The 18206-nt window shown below is 42.8% G+C and carries 14 protein-coding genes; 4 read left to right on the top strand and 10 right to left on the bottom strand.

What is annotated here, in order from left to right:
- Positions 1-22 precede the first annotated feature (22 nt).
- From FLAVO9R_RS09180 to FLAVO9R_RS09170, 3 genes are all read right to left on the bottom strand, one after another.
- The gene (locus FLAVO9R_RS09180) at positions 23-1000 is read right to left on the bottom strand and encodes a DUF1852 domain-containing protein (RefSeq protein WP_129738038.1); all 978 of its coding nucleotides are present in this window, start codon (positions 998-1000) and stop codon (positions 23-25) included.
- A gap of 502 nt (positions 1001-1502) precedes the next feature.
- The gene (locus tag FLAVO9R_RS09175; RefSeq protein ID WP_159530675.1) at positions 1503-2030 is read right to left on the bottom strand and encodes a YchJ family protein; all 528 of its coding nucleotides are present in this window, start codon (positions 2028-2030) and stop codon (positions 1503-1505) included.
- Positions 2031-2122: 92 nt separating this feature from the next.
- The gene (locus FLAVO9R_RS09170; protein WP_159530673.1) at positions 2123-2551 is read right to left on the bottom strand and encodes a deoxyguanosinetriphosphate triphosphohydrolase; all 429 of its coding nucleotides are present in this window, start codon (positions 2549-2551) and stop codon (positions 2123-2125) included.
- A 447-nt stretch (positions 2552-2998) separates the two neighbouring features.
- On the opposite strand from FLAVO9R_RS09170, the gene FLAVO9R_RS09165 reads away from it, so the two are divergent.
- Positions 2999-3433, top strand: a complete 435-nt coding sequence (locus FLAVO9R_RS09165) for a YqaA family protein (protein ID WP_232370619.1) — start codon at positions 2999-3001, stop codon at positions 3431-3433.
- A gap of 17 nt (positions 3434-3450) precedes the next feature.
- On the opposite strand, the gene FLAVO9R_RS09160 is transcribed toward FLAVO9R_RS09165, so the two are convergent.
- Positions 3451-4113, bottom strand: coding sequence for a sulfite oxidase heme-binding subunit YedZ (locus FLAVO9R_RS09160; protein WP_159530671.1), 663 nt, complete (start codon positions 4111-4113; stop codon positions 3451-3453).
- On the bottom strand, positions 4113-5123 hold the full coding sequence (gene msrP / locus FLAVO9R_RS09155) for a protein-methionine-sulfoxide reductase catalytic subunit MsrP (protein WP_159530669.1): 1011 nt from the start codon (positions 5121-5123) through the stop codon (positions 4113-4115). Before msrP ends, FLAVO9R_RS09160 begins: the two co-directional genes overlap by 1 nt.
- A gap of 363 nt (positions 5124-5486) precedes the next feature.
- Between msrP and FLAVO9R_RS09150 the strand changes: the two genes are divergently transcribed.
- Positions 5487-6533 carry an RDD family protein gene (locus FLAVO9R_RS09150; protein ID WP_159530667.1) on the top strand — a complete coding sequence of 349 codons (1047 nt, stop codon included), beginning with the start codon at positions 5487-5489 and terminating at the stop codon, positions 6531-6533.
- A gap of 42 nt (positions 6534-6575) precedes the next feature.
- On the opposite strand, the gene FLAVO9R_RS09145 is transcribed toward FLAVO9R_RS09150, so the two are convergent.
- From FLAVO9R_RS09145 to FLAVO9R_RS09135, 3 genes are read right to left on the bottom strand one after another with little or no spacing between them, the layout of a single operon-like run.
- Positions 6576-7919 carry an anti-phage deoxyguanosine triphosphatase gene (locus tag FLAVO9R_RS09145; RefSeq protein WP_159530665.1) on the bottom strand — a complete coding sequence of 448 codons (1344 nt, stop codon included), beginning with the start codon at positions 7917-7919 and terminating at the stop codon, positions 6576-6578.
- 14 nt (positions 7920-7933) lie between these two features.
- Entirely contained in the window at positions 7934-8533 is a 600-nt protein-coding gene (gene yfbR / locus FLAVO9R_RS09140) for a 5'-deoxynucleotidase (protein ID WP_057792155.1), read from the bottom strand.
- 1 nt (position 8534) lies between these two features.
- Complete coding sequence (locus FLAVO9R_RS09135) at positions 8535-9755, bottom strand: pyridoxal phosphate-dependent aminotransferase (protein WP_159530663.1); 1221 nt, start codon at positions 9753-9755, stop codon at positions 8535-8537.
- A 362-nt stretch (positions 9756-10117) separates the two neighbouring features.
- On the opposite strand from FLAVO9R_RS09135, the gene FLAVO9R_RS09130 reads away from it, so the two are divergent.
- A complete protein-coding gene (locus tag FLAVO9R_RS09130) occupies positions 10118-10912 on the top strand; it encodes a DUF2189 domain-containing protein (RefSeq protein ID WP_159530661.1) in 795 nt (264 codons plus the stop codon).
- 370 nt (positions 10913-11282) lie between these two features.
- Complete coding sequence (locus FLAVO9R_RS09125) at positions 11283-11600, top strand: DUF3718 domain-containing protein (RefSeq protein WP_057792150.1); 318 nt, start codon at positions 11283-11285, stop codon at positions 11598-11600.
- Between the two features lie 115 nt (positions 11601-11715).
- Here the strand turns inward: FLAVO9R_RS09125 and FLAVO9R_RS09120 are convergent, their stop codons facing one another.
- Positions 11716-14838: an efflux RND transporter permease subunit gene (locus FLAVO9R_RS09120; protein WP_232370618.1), complete on the bottom strand. Its 3123-nt coding sequence runs from the start codon at positions 14836-14838 to the stop codon at positions 11716-11718.
- Positions 14825-18199, bottom strand: coding sequence for an efflux RND transporter permease subunit (locus FLAVO9R_RS09115; RefSeq protein ID WP_159530659.1), 3375 nt, complete (start codon positions 18197-18199; stop codon positions 14825-14827). Before FLAVO9R_RS09115 ends, FLAVO9R_RS09120 begins: the two co-directional genes overlap by 14 nt.
- Positions 18200-18206: the final 7 nt, after the last annotated feature.

Raw genomic sequence — 18206 nt, 5'->3', positions numbered from 1 at the left:
AAGTACTACACGTTTGAATGAGTTAAAGGGCGCAGTTTGCAGACCATTGTTGAAGAATATTGTGGTAAGGCTTGATGAAATTTTCTTCAACAAACTTACCTTGTTGAGCCGCTAAGTGATTGCGTTCTTCTCGGTCATATTCTATTTGTGTGAGTGAATGATCTTGGTGTTTTAAATTCGGCTGATACACTCTACCGGCGACCGCGTTTGCGTTATAAATCTCAGGGCGATAAATCTTTTGGAAGGTTTCCATGGTGCTAATCGTGCTTATCAATTCAAGATTGGTGTAATCGTTTAGCAAGTCACCAAAATGATAGAATGCCAAAGGGGCAACGCTATTAGGCGGCATGAAATAACGAACCTGCAGTCCCATCTTTTGGAAATACTGCTCGGTTAACGAAGCGCTATTAGGCTGGTATTCAAAACCTAATACAGGGTGCTGATTTTCCGTTCTTTGGTAAGTTTTGTTTTCCGACACACTCAGGCAGATAACAGGTAACTTACTGAAACTTTCTTTGTAAACGTCTGAGTTCACGAATGCTTTAAACATCTTCCCGTGCAAATCACCAAAATCATTGGGAATGCTAAACTGGTCTCGGTCTTTATTATGCTCAGATAAGATCACGCTAAAGTCGTAGTCTCGTACATAAGACGAAAAGTTGTTCCCCACAATTCCTTCAATGGTTGTATTGGTTTTGCGATCAAGAATATTGGTTTTTAGTATTTCAATGGTAGGAAAGGTACAGCCGTTACCTTCAACATCAATATCAACCGAAATGATTTCAAGCTTTGCCGAATAACGATCGCCGCTAACATTGTCCCAATACGCTAGAGCATTAAAACGATTGTCTATCATCTGTAATGCGTTTCGAAGATTATCCTGGCGTCGTCTACCTCTAGCTAAGTTAGCAAAGTTAGTAGTGATGCGTGTGTTGTCAGATGGACGATAGTTCTCATCAAAACAAACGCGCTTAAGCGAAAAAGTAAAAGTGTTATTCATGGTGATCTGACATTCCATTTGTGAACATAAACCCAAATTTTTAGCTCAGTACAACTGTTCTGTATTTTCTAATTAAGCACCTAGTAGCTAATTAAAAACGAATGCAATACGTTAGTTGTGTCGAGCAGAGAAGGTTTTATACGCAGATCAACTGATGAATAAAAGTGATTTAATTTCATTAAATAATGAAATTTACTCATAAGTATCAGTTTTAAGTTTTAATTTGAATAATGACAGCGGTGCCGTAAAAGCAATCTACTTGTGTGAAGCGATGTGAAAATTCAACACAATCAGTAAAAAGAATCAGTAAAAAGAATGAATAAAATGAGTAGAGGTAAATGCTTCAAAAGCCCGAAGCAGCAGACTTGTTTGCTTCGGGCTTATTTGCTTCGAACTTATCTGCTTCGAGTTTTGAACACCTTGAATGACAGGGTGACTATTAGTTCGCCGGGTAAAAGTTTTTTGTATTAAAGGGGGATACAGCCACACAGCTAATGAAGCTTTACCGTGCTTTGGTTGCACAGCATTGCTTAAATTTTTTCCCGCTGCCACAAAGGCAAGGTAAGTTACGGCCGTATTTTACTTTGCCGCAGTCATCATGGAGTATCCCGTCGTGATAGCACCATTTGCCATCTTCAACAATAAAGTTCGATGTCTCATGTAACTGATATAGGTTTTTATTTTCAAAATAATAAGCCGTGAAATCTACCGTATCCGTTGCACCTTCATTAATTTGCATAATGTCCTCAGTAAGCCCTTCAGCTTGGGCAGTAAGAGGCACATTGTGGGTTTCACCCACTTCCAGTGCAAACCACGTAGCATTAGCTGCATTAGCAGTTAATTCATTAACACTTAATTCCGGTTGACGTACTTTTGTATAGGTAGCCAGTACATAATCGAATTGCTTACTGGCATACGCAGAAAAACGAGAGCGCATTAACTGGGCAGCAGTTTGAGGTGTGGCATGCCCTTTTAAAAAAGGTTCACAGCATGAAGAAAATGGTAAATTTGAACAGCAAAAACATCGCATAATTTTTTACAACCAAGTTAGCAGTGCACATATTGAATATATGTGCAGGTAAACGTGCACTCGGGCGCAATGCTAACGGTTAATCAAACGAATTACCATGGCCCTACTGCAAGGTTGCCTTCATTTAACGCTGAATCTACTCGCACATTTACCAAACATACAGAATAAAGTTCGCAAAGCTTTCTGATCATATCGCTGTCGGTAGGCTGCAAATCTAAATCAATATTTTCAACATACAGTGTTTTGCATTGGCCGCCGGTTATCAGCTTGCTTATCCACTCTGGCATTTTTTCCTTTTCAGGTTTTTGTATACGAATAGCGTGGTCGACTTCTTTTGAAAATGACACTGAATCGGCTAATAGATAATTCCAGCCCTTACTCGTACCACCTTTACCTTCACCTGGATAGCCTTCGAAAGGTAAGGGGAGTTGTACAACGTTAGAAATAGCGGAGCTTGAAGCAGACTTATTGGTCACTGAGGTACGTAATGCCTGTAAACGTGCAATTGGAGAAGTGTTCATAGCGTTACCTTTTCTTAAGTTATCTTCGTAGGGTGTTTTAAATCAGTTTGTGAATCAGTCTTTTAAGTAAAATCACGTGTTATCGTAGAAACATGCTTAATTAGTATTTATACAGCAAGCTGTTTATCTATACAGTGTGTATGTGCATACAGTAGTTTTAAGTTGAAAGGATTGCAAGCATTAAATTGTGTTTTTTTCACACAATGTTTATTTCTTAAATGCTTTTGAATGGTTATACCGATTTAAAGATGGAAGTGCTTCGCGCGCAAACGCTGTAATATTAATGACTACAGCGTACTGTCGCTAAAGGGTATGCATACAGCCATCAAAGGGTAAGCAAACTTAATGACTAAATTGGCGACTTAGGTACACTACACCCGCATAGAATTTCATTAGGTTAAACACGATGGCGTGAACCTAGTAACAAAAAATAAGGCATAATTTGCGGTGAGCAGTTTAATAACACTAGGGTATGTTGGTATGTTGGTTTCAGCGTTTCTTGCTGCCACAATATTACCCTTAAGCTCTGAGCTTGTATTAACTACCTTGGTACTAAACGGTTCATCTGCGCTGGTGTTACTGGTTGTTGCGTCTGCAGGTAATGTATTGGGTTCAATCGTAAATTATGTTTTGGGCTTTCGCTTCGGCCAATTGGCAGCGACCAAGTTGTTGCGCGTTTCTCACGCTACCTTTATGCGGGCTGAAGTCATGTATAAAAAGTGGGGGAAATGGTCTTTACTGCTAGCCTGGGTGCCAATTATTGGTGACCCATTAACTCTGCTAGCTGGCACCTTACGTACGCGCTTTTGGTTTTTCTTACTGATTGTGGGAATAAGTAAAACTGCGCGATACGCCGCGCTGTTGTTTTTTATCACTCACTAATTTTGCACCAGTACTGGTTAAGTTTGTACAGCGTGTTTCCGGTTTTTATTGCGAGCATGTTTTTTAAGTGTGGTGGTCACCAAACTTTTAATTCGGTTGAATAACAATACAAAGGCAAACAGCCAATACCATATGGGTTCTTGCCATAGGGTTTTTTGTGACCATGAAAAATGAAGCAATGCCAAAGGTACTATTAAATAAATACTGTTATGTAAATGCTGCCAACGCTTGCCCATACTGCGACGAATTTTCTGAAAAGACGTTACTGTTAATATGAAGAGTAAAACCAAAGCGGTAAGCCCTACTACAATATAGGGTCGTTTAACCAACTCAGTAGCAATCAAGCCCATGTCTAGTTGCAGTTCGAACAGGATGTAAGTCGCAAAATGCGACAACGCATACACAAAACTATAAATCCCCAGCATTCGCCTAAACTTAATTGGCTCTGGACTAGGTAAAACCTTTCCTAGTGGGCTTAACATCAGCGTAATAAGTAAAAAGTGTATTGCCCATATACCGGTTTCGTTTAGCAACGTATCGACAGGATCGGGGCCTAAATTATCGGTTACGCCAGCGTAAAAAAGGCCAACTAAATACCCAAGTGCCAGTAAATGAATGATGCCCTTCAGCGACCTGCGAGTTAAATTTGAAACACGTACGGGTTTTTTGAATATTTTCATTAGAAGTTACGGGTTAAATCCATGTTTGCATAAAGCGGCGCTACTTCGCTGTAACCATTGTACATTTCGGTAGGTATTCTATTACGTGATAATAAGCCACCTGTGGTGATACGGCGTTCGCTAGCTTGGCTCCAACGAGGGTGTGATACATCAGGATTCACATTAGCGTAAAAGCCGTATTCGTTAGATGCTAAGCGGTTCCACGTAGTGGGGGGCTGTTTATCGGTCAACCGAATGCGAACAATCGACTTAATACTTTTAAAGCCGTATTTCCATGGCACCACTAAACGAACGGGCGCGCCATTTTGCGGCGGGAGGGTTTTACCATATAGCCCTACCGACATTAGTGTAAGCGGGTGCATGGCTTCATCTAAACGCAGGCCTTCAACATAAGGGTATTCAATACCACCACCCAAGAAACGGTTACGCTGCCCAGGCATTTGTTCAGGTTCGTATAGGGTTTCAAACGCGACATATTTGGCTGACGATAAGGGCTCTGCCGCTTTTAGTAATGCGCCTAACTCATAACCAATCCAAGGAATAACCATAGACCATGCTTCTACACAGCGAAGGCGATAGATACGCTCTTCAAGAGGAAAGCGTTTCGTTAAATCATCAAGATTTAGTGTAAGCGGTTTATTCACCAACCCATCGACTTTTAGTGTCCACTCAGAAGTATCAAATTCTTGCGCGTTTTTAACCGGCTCATCTTTGGCAGTACCAAACTCATAAAAGTTGTTGTAAGAGGTGGCTTTAGATTCTGGCGTTTGAGTTTCGCTAATTTGATATTTTTCTGGTTGGCTAAATTTCAGCGCTTGGGTTTTAAATGCTTCTGCTTGCTCTTCATCGTCTTCCCAAAACCAACCTGCTGCATTCGCGGAGTTTGAAAGCAGAGCAGAAGCACCTACAAAACCAAAGGACTTTAGTAACTGGCGACGATTAAGGTAAACACTTTCATCGGTCACATGATTGTCGGTTAACTTTACTGATGGTTTAAAAGGTTTGGACATACTTACACCACTATTATTGAGCGCGCTTTAACATTAAAAATCGATTAGCAGAGTACCGTCGACGTCGCGCGAAGGCGCCGAGCTTACATTACTTACGTGAAGGCAAGGTTTTAAGATTGCACAAGGCAACAAACACGCACTATTGTAACGATAAGTAAAAATTTTGCGTAACTACAAAGACCCACCAACTAAGAATAAAATTTCATGTATTACCAAGAGCACAGTGAGACACAATGGTAAGTAAGGGATACCAATTGAACTAATTAGGTTTTTTTGTGCATAGTAATCAATAGCTTTAGCTTGAGCTAAAAATAAAAAGCGCGTAATTTAAATGGTTTACCTATTTTAATAACAAGTATAAAAATGAAAGCCAACGAAAAAGAGCAATCAGCGCTATCTGGCTCAGAAACCAGAGATGTGATCACCCCGTATGCTTTTAACGTTGACCAAGCGCTATTAGGTATCCCTCTAGCCACACCGATTAAGCGCGCACTGGCAATGATCATTGATGTCATTTTAATATTTATGGCTGCGAAGCTTAGCGCAACGTTAATTGCCTTCGTTGCTGCTATGGCTTTTTATAAAGGCACTGCACAACAATACCTCCCTAAAATGTCGCCGTTTTGGCGCAGAACATTAAAGCTTTTTGCGGCAAGCTTTTTATTTGTAAGCTCGCTAACGGTACTCTCGTTAGCAATAGATTTCTTTGAAGGCGATAGCGCTATACAAGGAACACAAATAAAAGAAGCAGAGCGAAAAGATGAGTTAAGTGAGCATGATAAATCAATAATACGTACCTATTTAGCGCAAACAGACAACGATAAAAACTGCGATGAAATTTGCCAGAGCGCTGCTAGCGCTAATCTAGTTGCTCAATTACCTGAACTTGCTGAAATTGAAGACGCTGAAAGTACTCAATTTACCCGATCACTATTGCACTTGATGGCTATAGCAGATGAAGAATCTGATACAGCACAGGATGTTAATAATTCAGATTTAGCGCCAGAGAGCATTTCGCGCGAAGTTATAACTGAAAGCAACACGACACCTGTAACCAGTATTTTGCAGTGGGGCAAAGGCATTATTCAAGACCTAGGCCTAGGTTTTGGTTGGGCTGCTGTTTACTTTACCTTGTTCTCGTTACTTTGGCGCGGGCAAACCCCAGGTAAAAAAGTATGTAATATTCGCGTGGTTTCGTTAAGCGGTGAGCCACTTGGCATGCTTGATTGCTTTGGCCGGTACGGCGGTTACGGAGCAGGTTTTGCGACGGGGTTATTAGGCTTTTTACAGGTGTACTGGGACCCAAACAGACAAGCCATTCAGGACAAAATATCAGCCACCGTGGTTATTCAGGGGAGTGTGAACCAAATTGTAAATGCACAAATCGTTGCAGATGCCGTTAAAGATTAGTGCTGCTTAATTTAACGTAATAACTTTGTACCACGCTTAACGCTAACCGTGAAAGTTATCTTGAATGCCACCTTGTCGAGGAGAAAAGAGTGTGCCATATAAGCGAGAGGCAAATTCATCGGTCATACCGGAAATATAATCAGCAAGCACGCGCATGCCGTTATTTTGTTCGCACGCTTTTAACCAGCGCTCTTGCGTGTTTTCGGGCAACAGGCGCGCTGGATCAGAACTAAAAGCTTCTAATAATTCCATCACTACTAACTGGCCCTTGTACTCAAGTTGTTGTACATCGGGGCGGCGAATCACTTTGTTATAAACAAAGCGTTTGAATAGTTCTAGGCCACGCTCAAAGTCGTTAGGCATTTTAGCATTGTACGCTAGAAGGGGGTGTTCGAAACCGTCTACACCCGCAATTTCAATAGCAGTAATGAAACTGTTTACCAATGCGCCAATTGCATTTTTGCGCTCGTGATGGGCTTTGCTGAAAAGCTTATCGGTAAGTTCATCAATGTTGCCTGATAACCATTTTATACCCAATGCTTTTAGCGGAAGGGTGACATCGCTAATAAAGTCTTGTCGGTTCACCATGTCCATGACAATTGCGTCTTCTAAATCGTGTATGCCATAAGCAATATCATCCGCAAGTTCCATAATCGAGCAGTCAAAAGACTTGAAGCGCGTTTTACTGTGCTTGTTATCAAATTGGTTGAATGACATTAGTTTGTCTTTGTCTTGCAAACTAAAAGGTGCTAATAACCAATCAAATAGTGGTTCATCGCAGCGAAATAAACCTTTAGGCGGGTGCCATTGGCTGGCTTTTACTTGGCGCAAAGACGCTGGGCGCTCACCATTAACATCAGGAGAGCGTAACGTATCTATAAAGTTGGGGTATTTCACCAGGCCTAATACACTTCGTCGGCACAAGTTCATACCATGTTCGGCGGTATAGGGCTCTAGTTGAGTAATAATGCGAAAGGTTTGGCCGTTGCCTTCAAAGCCACCATGTTCGTGCATCATATAATGAAGGGCAATTTCACCGCCGTGCCCAAATGGTGGGTGACCGATATCATGGGCTAAGCACAAGGTTTCAATCAGCGTAGCATCAAGGGTTAATTTATTGGCGATATCTGGAAACTTACCGCATAGCTGCGCAGTAATACCGGTACCTATTTGCGCGGCTTCTAAAGAGTGGGTAAGGCGAGTGCGATAAAAATCACTTAGGCCAACACCCAATACTTGGGTTTTGGCCTGTAAGCGCCTAAAAGCAGCACTGTGAAGTACGCGAGCTTTATCTCGCTGGTAGGGATTGCGATGATCGCCATCGCGAGAAACACTGCGCGGCAGTCTGCGAGCGTGTAATTCTTGTTCCCATTTTTGTACTATCACAGTGCGTTCCTTTTTTAAATTTCTTCCTGGGTAATTTCGTCTAAACTGAGCGAAAAACTAGGCACATAACGGGTAAGGAAATAATCGACTTCATCTGAATGGTATTCTTTTAAAATCTTATCTAACCGTTTTTTAGCTAATTTGAATTCTTGGTTTCCTGCTGAAAGTTCTTCTAAGGTTTTCAAATAGGCGCACAGTACATCGGCAGCTTTAACAATAAAGGCTTCTTCTTCAGTGTGAAAATTAGCATCAATCAGTGAGGCGTAATCTTCTTTAAATGCGTCTGGTGCCATGTCGATTAAAATGTTTTCGGCTATCTTTTCAATCTTTTTGTATTCGTGCTTTATGTCTGGATTATAATATTTTACCGGTGTTGGAAGGTCGCCAGTGAGCACTTCAGACACATCATGAAACATCGCAATGGTAGCAATACGTTCTGCGTTTAATGTTCCGCCAAAAAACTTGTTCTTTATTAAGGCGAGGGCGTGAGCCACCATGGCCACTTGTAAACTATGCTCCTGAACGTTTTCGGTGCGTACATTGTGCATAAGCGGCCAGCGATTAATGAGCTTTAATCGGGCAAGGTGAGCAAAAAAATGGCTTTTATCTGACACGTTAAGCGCCTTGTTGATAGTGTTGAAAGAAGTTACCTATACGGTGAAGCGCCGGAACTAGCACATCACTATGAGGTAAAAACACTAAACGGAAATAGATGCCATCTGTCAGATTGAACGCTTTACCGTGTACTAGTAGTATCTTTTCAGCACGCAGCAAATCTAAAATCATCTGCTCATCATTGTTTATATTGAATTTTTTCTCATCAACGCGAGCGAAGCAATACATAGCACCTTTGGGCTTAACACAGTGTATACCGTCAATACTGTTAAGCATGTCTACCGCTACATCACGCTGAATGCGAAGGCGACCAGTGTCTTTCACTAAGTCATTAATGCTCTGATATCCACCTAACGCGGTCTGGATTGCACTCTGACAAGGTACATTTGCACACATCCTCATAGACGATAAAATATTTAAACCTTCTATATAGTCCCGTGCTAAGCGCTTGTTCCCACTCACTACCAACCAGCCAGAACGAAAGCCCGCTACACGGTAGTTTTTAGACAGTCCGCCAAAGGTAACGAAAAATACATCGTCAGCAAGAGAGGCTATACAGGTGTGCTCGGCATCGTCGTATAAAATTTTATCGTAGATTTCATCGCTAAACACCACTAAGCCATGTTCTCTGGCTAAATCGACAACGTCTTGTAATAGCGCTTTGTCATAAACCGCGCCGGTGGGGTTATTCGGGTTGATAAGTACGATAGCACGAGTCTTACTGGTTATCTTACTCTTGATATCATCTAAATCAGGAAACCAGCCGGCTTGTTCATCACATCGATAGTGTACCGGTGAACCCGAAGATAAGCTTACTGCAGCGGTCCAAAGTGGATAATCTGGGCTTGGGATTAGTACTTCGTCGCCATGATTGAGTAGCGCTTGCATGGCCATCATTATCAATTCACTAACGCCGTTACCAATATAAACATCGTCTACACGAATATGCTGAATGTTGCGCTGTTGATAATATTGCATCACTGCCACACGTGCTGCGTAAATTCCCGTTGAATCTGAATATCCTTGGGAAGTAGGCAGGTTGTGAATAACGTCTTTAAGGATATCGTCGGGGGCTTCAAAGCCAAATGGGGCAGGGTTACCAATATTTAATTTTAAAATACGGTGGCCTTCATCTTCCATTTTTTTAGCTTGTGCCGCAATGGGGCCGCGAATGTCATAACAAACGTTATCTAATTTGTGTGAGCGAGATACAGTTTTCATGGTCTTTCTGGTTAATTTACAGACCTTGAGGTTAACGTAAACCACATACCCTTGCGAAGCCTAATTTAGCGCTAAACGTGAAAAATATTTCGATTTGGTTAAAAAGCGTGCGGGGAATTGAGGTTTGCATCATAAAATTGGTCGGAAATACCTAAAAAGTGATTGATAAACACAATATTAAAAAAAACTTCATATAGTAAACTTACCAATTAACAGCTAATTAGAAATAGAAACTCATCAAAAAGGCTAAAATCTTGTTAATTAATTGTAAAATTAAGTGAATCGGCCTATCGTATAAGTACGGCGCATTAGGATGGGCGCGCCAACACCTTTTACGTGTAATAGCAGAGGTAATTCTCATTATGTCGCACCATTTTAAAGAAACCCCAGAAAATGCGATAACTCAAAGCGGTATTGCAAGGGTAATCCCTTGTAAGGAACTCGATATAGGCGATCCTATAAAATGGCTTTCACTTGGTTTGCGCGACGCTATGCGCACGCCTATTTTAACCGCGGTATATGGCGTTATGTTTGCCGTTATTCCTTGGTTCATAATGTACCTAGTAGAGATGACAGGCTGGCACTTGGTGATAATGCCCGCCATAGTGTGTTTTATGTTGATTGGTCCGTTCTTGGCTGCAGGTTTATATGATATAAGTTGGGAATTGGAAAAAGGGCACAAGCCTACCTTTATGCATTCATTGCGCGCCATGCGAAGAAATGCAGTGAATGAATGGGGGTTTGGTATTTTGCTAATGGTGATGATGATATTTTGGCTGCGGGTGGCTTCGCTCATTCACGCACTATATCCGTCGAATATAGAAACCACCCTTCAGAGTTTAATGCCATTTCTGGTACTGGGCTCGATAGTGGGGGCAGGTTTCACCTTAGCCATGCTATTTGTTACAGCCTTCACTCAACCTATATTAATGGAACGTAAGGTCGATTTAGCCACGGCGTTACTCACCAGTGTTAACGCGGTATGGGTAAATAAAGTTCCCATGCTCATATGGGGCGCCATTATATTTACGGCGGTGGCTATTGGCTTCGTTACAGGCTTCGTTGGCTTTATCATATTAATGCCGCTAATCGGTTATGCATCGTGGCACGCATATATCGACGCTATTTCGACTAAGCGTGCAAGAAAATATGACTAAAATGTAGTTTTATTACAACAAAGTTGGGCGGGGTAACGGGGTTTTATCTCATTGCTCTGCCTTTTTTTGTGAAAATTTCATACATCAGGCTTTTATTTGTACAAGAATAGACAAAAGTATTAGACCTTTTTAATAGTAAAAAACTCACAGCTATAACGAACCGTTATAAATCAAACTAATAACTCTTTATAAATCAGGTGTGTAGTTTGTTAATGACTTAGTAACATTCTGATTTACCGTTAGTTTACTCGCCTTATACAATCTTTAAACAGCATTAATTTCCATTTTAGGTCATAAATAAAGGGCACTCAGGGAATTCCTTCCTTGAACTGCTTTTACCGAGTTTGCCAAAACCTTTGAGGATCTAATGATGAAATTACTTAAGACTTTAGCTGCTACTGCTGCACTAGCTTTTGCTGTTAATGCTAACGCTGCGCCAGAAAAAGACGTTCGTTTTGTAGGCGAAACACAATTTTCAGGCTTCTGTAAAGCGGTTGTACTTGATGATATTAAAGTATTACGTTCAAACCTTGCCCGTAACGTAGGTCGTATTGGTGCTAGCCAACGTGAAGTATTACGCATGGTTACTGCAGAAGACGGTTTAACATGTAACGGTGTTAACTTAATCAAGTTCTCTGTTGAGCGTGATGCCAACTCAGTTCACGAATACCTAACGTCACGTAGTTAATTGTGCGTTTACTAAGTTAGCGGGTGGCTGTGCTGTTATGTTTTATCAGCAGAAACACCCGCTACGTAAGTAATGCTTAACACTATTTACGGCTTAGTCATCGTAACTACACTATTCACACTTTAATAAGTTTAGCTATTCTAGCTTGTCCGTTGACTATCATTCGCTGAGTATTAAAACGCAGCTTGAGTAGCAACACATAAGCAAGTGGTACCAAAAATAAACTGGTCATGGTAGAGAACACTAGCCCACCAATAATGGCAATGGCCATTGGCGAGTAAGGCGGTCCGTCGCCACCTATTCTTGTTGCACCCATAGCAAGGGGCACTAAGCCTAGAACAGTTGTTGCTACCGTCATTAAAATGGGGCGAATGCGAGATTGTGCGCCTTGCACAACGGCGTCATAAAGGGTTATCCCCTCATTAACCAGTTGATTAATTCTATCGACTAATACAATCCCATTATTCACCACAATACCCATGAGAATTAGCATGCCAATCATGCCCATTATCGACATGGATGTACCCGTGACCATAAAGGCCCAAAAGACGCCGGTAAATGAAAAGAGTAACGACGTAATCACCGAGGTAGGTAGCACTAGCGATTCAAACAGCGCCGCCATCACCACATAAATCATGCACAAAGCGAGCAGCATATTCATTTGCATCACCCCATTGGCCTCATCTTGGCGTGAAAAGCTGCCATCTAGTGTCCACTGGTAACCCGTGGGGAGTTCGATATGGGCTAGTGCCTGTTGAATACGCTCTTTGGCTTCTTCTATAGTGGCATCATCTTCCAAATTTGCGCCTATATCTAACGCCGTTTGTCGGTAGCTTCGATTTATCTGCGAAAGTTGCTGCTCAACCGAAAAATCCGCCACCATAGCAAGGGTGATTGCCCGGTCTTGATTAAACCCAATATTAATATGCTTAAGAGCATCCAATGATTTTTGAACATCACTGCCATAGCGAAGCTGAACATTCACTTCACCTGCATCACCATATCGAAATGTGCGTAAATTCGCGCCTCTTAATGCCGTAGCCACAAGCTGGGCTACGTCACTCACTTGAATTCCTAACCGATTCGCCTTTTCTCTATCAATTCGAATCTGAAGTTCGTCACGTTTAGAGCCAGTATCGGCTTTCACGTCGGTGAGTCCATCAATATTAGCGAGTATAGGGATAAGGCGTTCTGATATTTCTAGCAAGGTATCTGAAGATTCGCCCAACAAGGTAATACGCACACCGCCGCCGTTACCACTGTCCCATTGAAATGATGGTCGAGCTCTAACGAAGGCAGGCATGTTTTCTCGAATATCTTCTTTAATCGTACCCACACTCACAGGGAGATCGTCGTTTAGGGTTATTCCACTTACTGCATGCCCTGGCGTGAAATAGGTATAAACTTGTTTAATGTGGAAGCGTTTTTGGTTTTCATATAAAAACGCCTCCATTTTATCCACCGTTTTTTCTACTTCATCAAGCGTGTAGTTCTGAGTAACGTGATAATTTAGCCAAATTCGTTCTTGATTATCGTTACCTTCATCATCGGAGGTAACGACCTGCATAGGAATAGCAGTAGAAAGCAAAATACCTAATGCAATCAGTGATGTTTTTCCTTGGTTTACCATTACCCAAGACAGTATTCGACCATATCGCGTGATATAGCCAGGCGTGCTGTCTTCTTTCGCTTCAGGAATCGCTATTTTTGTAGTAAGTAAAGGGATCAAGGTTTTGGCAATAAACAACGAGGCGAAAAGCGAGATACAAATGGCGATGGCGACGTGCTCTAAAAATATCGTTACATCAATTTTCACGCCCACAATGTTAGGTAAAAATACAATAGCGGTAGTGGCGGTTCCTGCAATAACGGCCAAGCTGACATTGTTAACTCCACGCTGGGTGGCGCGGCTAATATGGTTATCTTGTTGTCGTTCTTGAAAGATACTTTCGGTAATAACCACCGCATTATCAACCAACATACCTACTGCTAACATCAAGCCCATCAGAGACAAGATATTTAGGGTGTAGCCCATCAAGTACATCACTCCCAACGTAATGCAGATTGAGAATGGAACTGACAGTACGACAATGAGAGTTGTGGTAAGCTGGCGCAAAAATAAATACAGCACCACGATAGAAAGTAATGCACCTAACAATCCAGCACTGAGCAAATCAGACAGCGATGAGGTGACGCTTTTTGCCACATCGTCCATAACAAACAGGTTAATACCCGTAAACGCAGGGTCAGACTTGGCTTCCTCTATCACTTTCATAACGTCAGAGGAAACTTCGACTAAATTGCTACCAGACTCTCTGAATATATTAAACCCAACCGCAAAGGTTCTATCTAGGTGGCGGCCTTCGCTTTGCTCGGGCAATTCAAAGCTGATTGTGGCAATGTCGGACAAACGCACATTGGGTGAAACCCACATGTTTTCGAAATCGGCCATATCGGTAAATTCCCCAACGGGATTAACCAGTATTTTCTCGCCGTTGTCATACATGTAGCCTGCGGTTAACGAAAAGTTGGCGTTTTGAAGCTTTTGCCCCAATGCAGTGACATCCACTTGATAGGCCGTCATTAATTTCGGATCTAACCGAATAGTAATTTGCCTTTTGAGAGTGCCGTATAGTTCAACCTTAGACACACCAGCAACGCGCTCAATAGGGCGCTTTAAATTACGCTCTAATAAGTCATACGCGAGGGATAAGTCACGATCGCTCGAAACGCGGAGTTGAAAAATGGGCATATCATTGGTGTTGAATTTGTACACCATGACACGCTCTACATCAGCAGGAAGTAAGTGGCGAATAGCGTCAATTTTTTCCCTGGCTTCTACGCCCTTTGCCTTAAGGTTTTCATCCCAATCAAACTCAACAATGATTTCCGCTTTGTTTTCATACGACCTTGCCCGCAATCGTTTAATACCCGACATGGTGGCGATGGCTTCTTCCACCGGGCGGGTGATCATGGTTTCAATTTCTACCGGCGTAGCATCGGGGTAGGGCACTTCAACCACCATTTCAGGAATGTCTATGCCAGGGAATTTCTCCAGGGGCAACAACTTTCCAGACACTGCGCCAAATAACAACATGGAGATAAACACCATGCCTATAGTCACTGGGCGGTTTAACGCAAAGCGTGCTAGTGCCGCGCCAATGCCATTGATAGTATTTTCAGTGGGCTTATCAGGTTGCGTAGCGCCCTTGTTATGCTCATCGTTAGGCGTTTTCATAGGCGCCTCCCGAAACGTCTGCCACTTGGTTTTTTTCTACCACAGTTGAGACCTTTTTATCGAAAAGGCTGTAAAGCACGGGCAGCAATATTAGGGTAAGCAAGCTAGAAAATAGCAATCCGAAAATTACGGTAATGGCCATAGGTGTGCGTATTTCAGCGCCTTCACCTAATCCAAACGCCATGGGCATCAAGCCTAAAATGGTCGTCAGGGTTGTCATCACAATGGGGCGTAAACGGGTTTTTCCTGCATCGATGATGGCTGCGTTTTTTTCCATGCCGTTAGCACGTAATTGGTTAATGCGATCAACAAGCACAATGGCGTTGTTAACCACTATACCGCAAAGCATAATCAGCCCGATGAAAACCACTACGTTCAATGGTGTATTGGTAAGCCATAGGCCGTACACAGAACCTGCACCAGCAAGGGGAACCGCAAACAGTATAAGCAGTGGATGAAGTAGTGATTCAAATTGCGACGCCATCACCAAGTACACCATGAAAATAGCCAACGCTAAGGCAAATTGCAGCGACCTGAAGCTATCTTGCATATCCTCACTTTGCCCAGTCACTGTGGCATCCATCGACAAAGGTAACTGTGTATCGTTAAGCACCTTATTGACCAATGAAACGGCCTCATCTAGCTTCCCTTTTGCTAAATTCGCGGAAATTAATGCCACCCGTTGCTGCCCAATGCGCGTAATTTCACTGGGACCTACACTCATGTAAACATCGGCAACGGCACCAAGGGGAATAGGCTGTGATGAGTCAGGGTTCACGACAATGGCGCGTACATCATTGATGTTGTCGCGCTGACTGTCTTTGGTACGCACGAGTACATCAACCTTTCTATCTTCGAGGCTGTATTGTGTGGCAACGCGGCCACCAATTTTAGCGGCAATTAAAGACGACACCGTGGCAGCATCAAGGCCTAAACGAGACAGCTTGGCATGATGAAACTCAATTTTTAGTTCTGGGTTACCTTCACGAATACTGGTAGAAATATCGGTGAAATTGTCATGTGTACTTAATTCGTGGGCAATTTTATCGCTATACGTTTGAAGTTGGCGTAAATCATAGCCACTCACTTCAACTTGAATAGGCGAGGCAAAGGTAAAGAGTTCTGGCTCAGTAAAGGTAGCTTGAACATTTGGGTAACGGTTAAGTGCGTCGCGTAGAGCGGTCTTTACGTTATCCATATTGCTACTCGCATTTTTGCTTTCGCTCGAGCTTGTATTGGCATTAGGGGCCATTACGATGTTGAGTCTTCCCCAGTGATCGCCACCTTGGCTAGGCGCGGCACTAATTAAACTTCCGGTACCCGACATGGCGTAAGTTCTTGCTACGTTTGAATCTGCCGATGCTATTGCCGATAAGTTCGATAACGTTGCATCAGTTGTGCTTAGGGGGGTACCCGCTGGTAGGGTAATATCTACCGAGAATTCACCTTGCGACATAGTGGGAATAAGCTCCATACCCAGTTTAGGGACAAGGAAGAGCGCACCACCCGCTGAAACTAAGGCTATCATGACCACAAGTGTTCTAGCCTTCAAGCTTGCAATTAAGGCTTGGTGATACACTTTTTCCAGACCATTAAAACCTTTGTTAAATAACCACACTAAGGGCGTAAACAACAACGACAAGCCCTTGGCAAGAATATGCCATGCACCAATCACTAAGGTAATTAGCGCAGCCGGCAAATAAACGAACACAAAGCGAAGTAACATTGCAAAAGGCCATTTTACGACATAGCCAATTTTCCCTAGCAAGGTCGTGGGGCGGGCTTTTGTGGGTGATGAAAAAGTATCTTCGTGTGCAAGCTGCGTTTTTTGCTTTCTTCGCGCCATGGCGGGAATAAGTGTGAGCGCGACAACTAACGAGGCGGCGAGTGCAAAACTGACGGTTAGCGCTTGATCTCTAAATAGCTGACCGGCAATGCCTTCTACAAAAATAAGCGGCACAAATACGGCCATAGTGGTTAGTGTAGAAGCAACAATGGCACCCGATACTTCCTTAGTGCCTGATGCGGCAGGATCGTCAGCCAAAACAGGAGTACTGTGACTAATATCACCATGAGCATTGTTTGCCAACATGGCTTGTTTACGTTTTTTGTGGCGGTCGATGTTTTCTAACACCACAATACTGTTATCGACAAGCAAACCCACAGCCAGTGCAATCCCCCCTAAACTCATCATGTTTAGGCTTATATCGTTGGCATACATCAGGTTGAAGGTGGCAATAACCGAGACAGGAATAGACACAGAGATGATCACTGTAGTCCAAAAATCCTTAAGAAATAGATATAACACTAGCATGGCAAGTAAGCCGCCCATAATAGCCGCTGACTTAACATTATCGATAGCTTGTTTTATGAAAACACTCTGATCGTATATTTGCGTCAGTGTGTAATTCGCAGGAATGTCATTCTCAATTTCACTAAGGCGGGAGGCTATTTGCTTTGCTACATCAACTGCATTTGCATCGCCTTCTTTGTAAATCGCAATTTCAACCCCTTCACTGCCATTGAAGCGAGTTACCACACTGCGATCTTTATAAGCACCCTCTACCGTCGCCACATCTTTTAATTGAATATTTCTACCTTCAAAGCGGCCAATAAACAGGTTCTCTATTTCCGTTAGGTTTTCGAATTGATTCAGTGTGCGCACTAAGAACGCTTGGGCATCGCCTTCAATACGACCACCCGCGGCGTTCACATTTTCGGCTTTAATACGATCAATAATACGGGTAATAGGGATAGATAACTGACTGGCTTTACGTTGGTCGATAAGAATGTGTACTTCGTTTTCAAGGCCACCGCCAACACGCACAGCTGCCACACCCTCAACAGATTCGAGGGCGCGTTTCACTTGTTGCTCGCCGTATAACCGTAGCCTTTTCATTTGGGTGGTAGACAGTTGGCCAGTGAGTACATCTTCTGTGAGCCCTAGTTTGATAACCGGATCTAAACTTGGGTTAAAGCGCAACAGACGAGGCTTTTCAATGTCGAGAGGGAGTTGAAGCACATCAAGCTTTTCGCGCACTTCTAAACTCGCGAAATCCATATCTGTGCCCCATCTAAACGCCATCACCACGTCTGATTGGCCAGCACGTGAAGTAGAAGTTACTTTTCTTACCCCTTTTACTACGCCAATGGCTTCTTCAATAGGTTTAGAAACAAGTTGTTCCACTTCGCCTGGAGCAGCACCCGTGTAATCGGTTCTAATGGTTAGCGTGGGGTAGGAGAGGTCTGGCAGTAAATTTACCGACAACCGACCTAATGAGACCATACCAAACAACAGTACAGCAAAAGTAAACATAGACACGGCAACCGGGCGTTTAACCGCTATATCAACAATACGCATGGTATAT

This window comes from Alteromonas sp. 38 (assembly GCF_902506055.1).
GTDB classification, from domain to species: domain Bacteria; phylum Pseudomonadota; class Gammaproteobacteria; order Enterobacterales; family Alteromonadaceae; genus Alteromonas; species Alteromonas lipotrueae.
The sequence above is the reverse complement of the archived record's forward strand: the minus strand, read 5'-3'. Positions and strand labels throughout refer to the sequence as shown.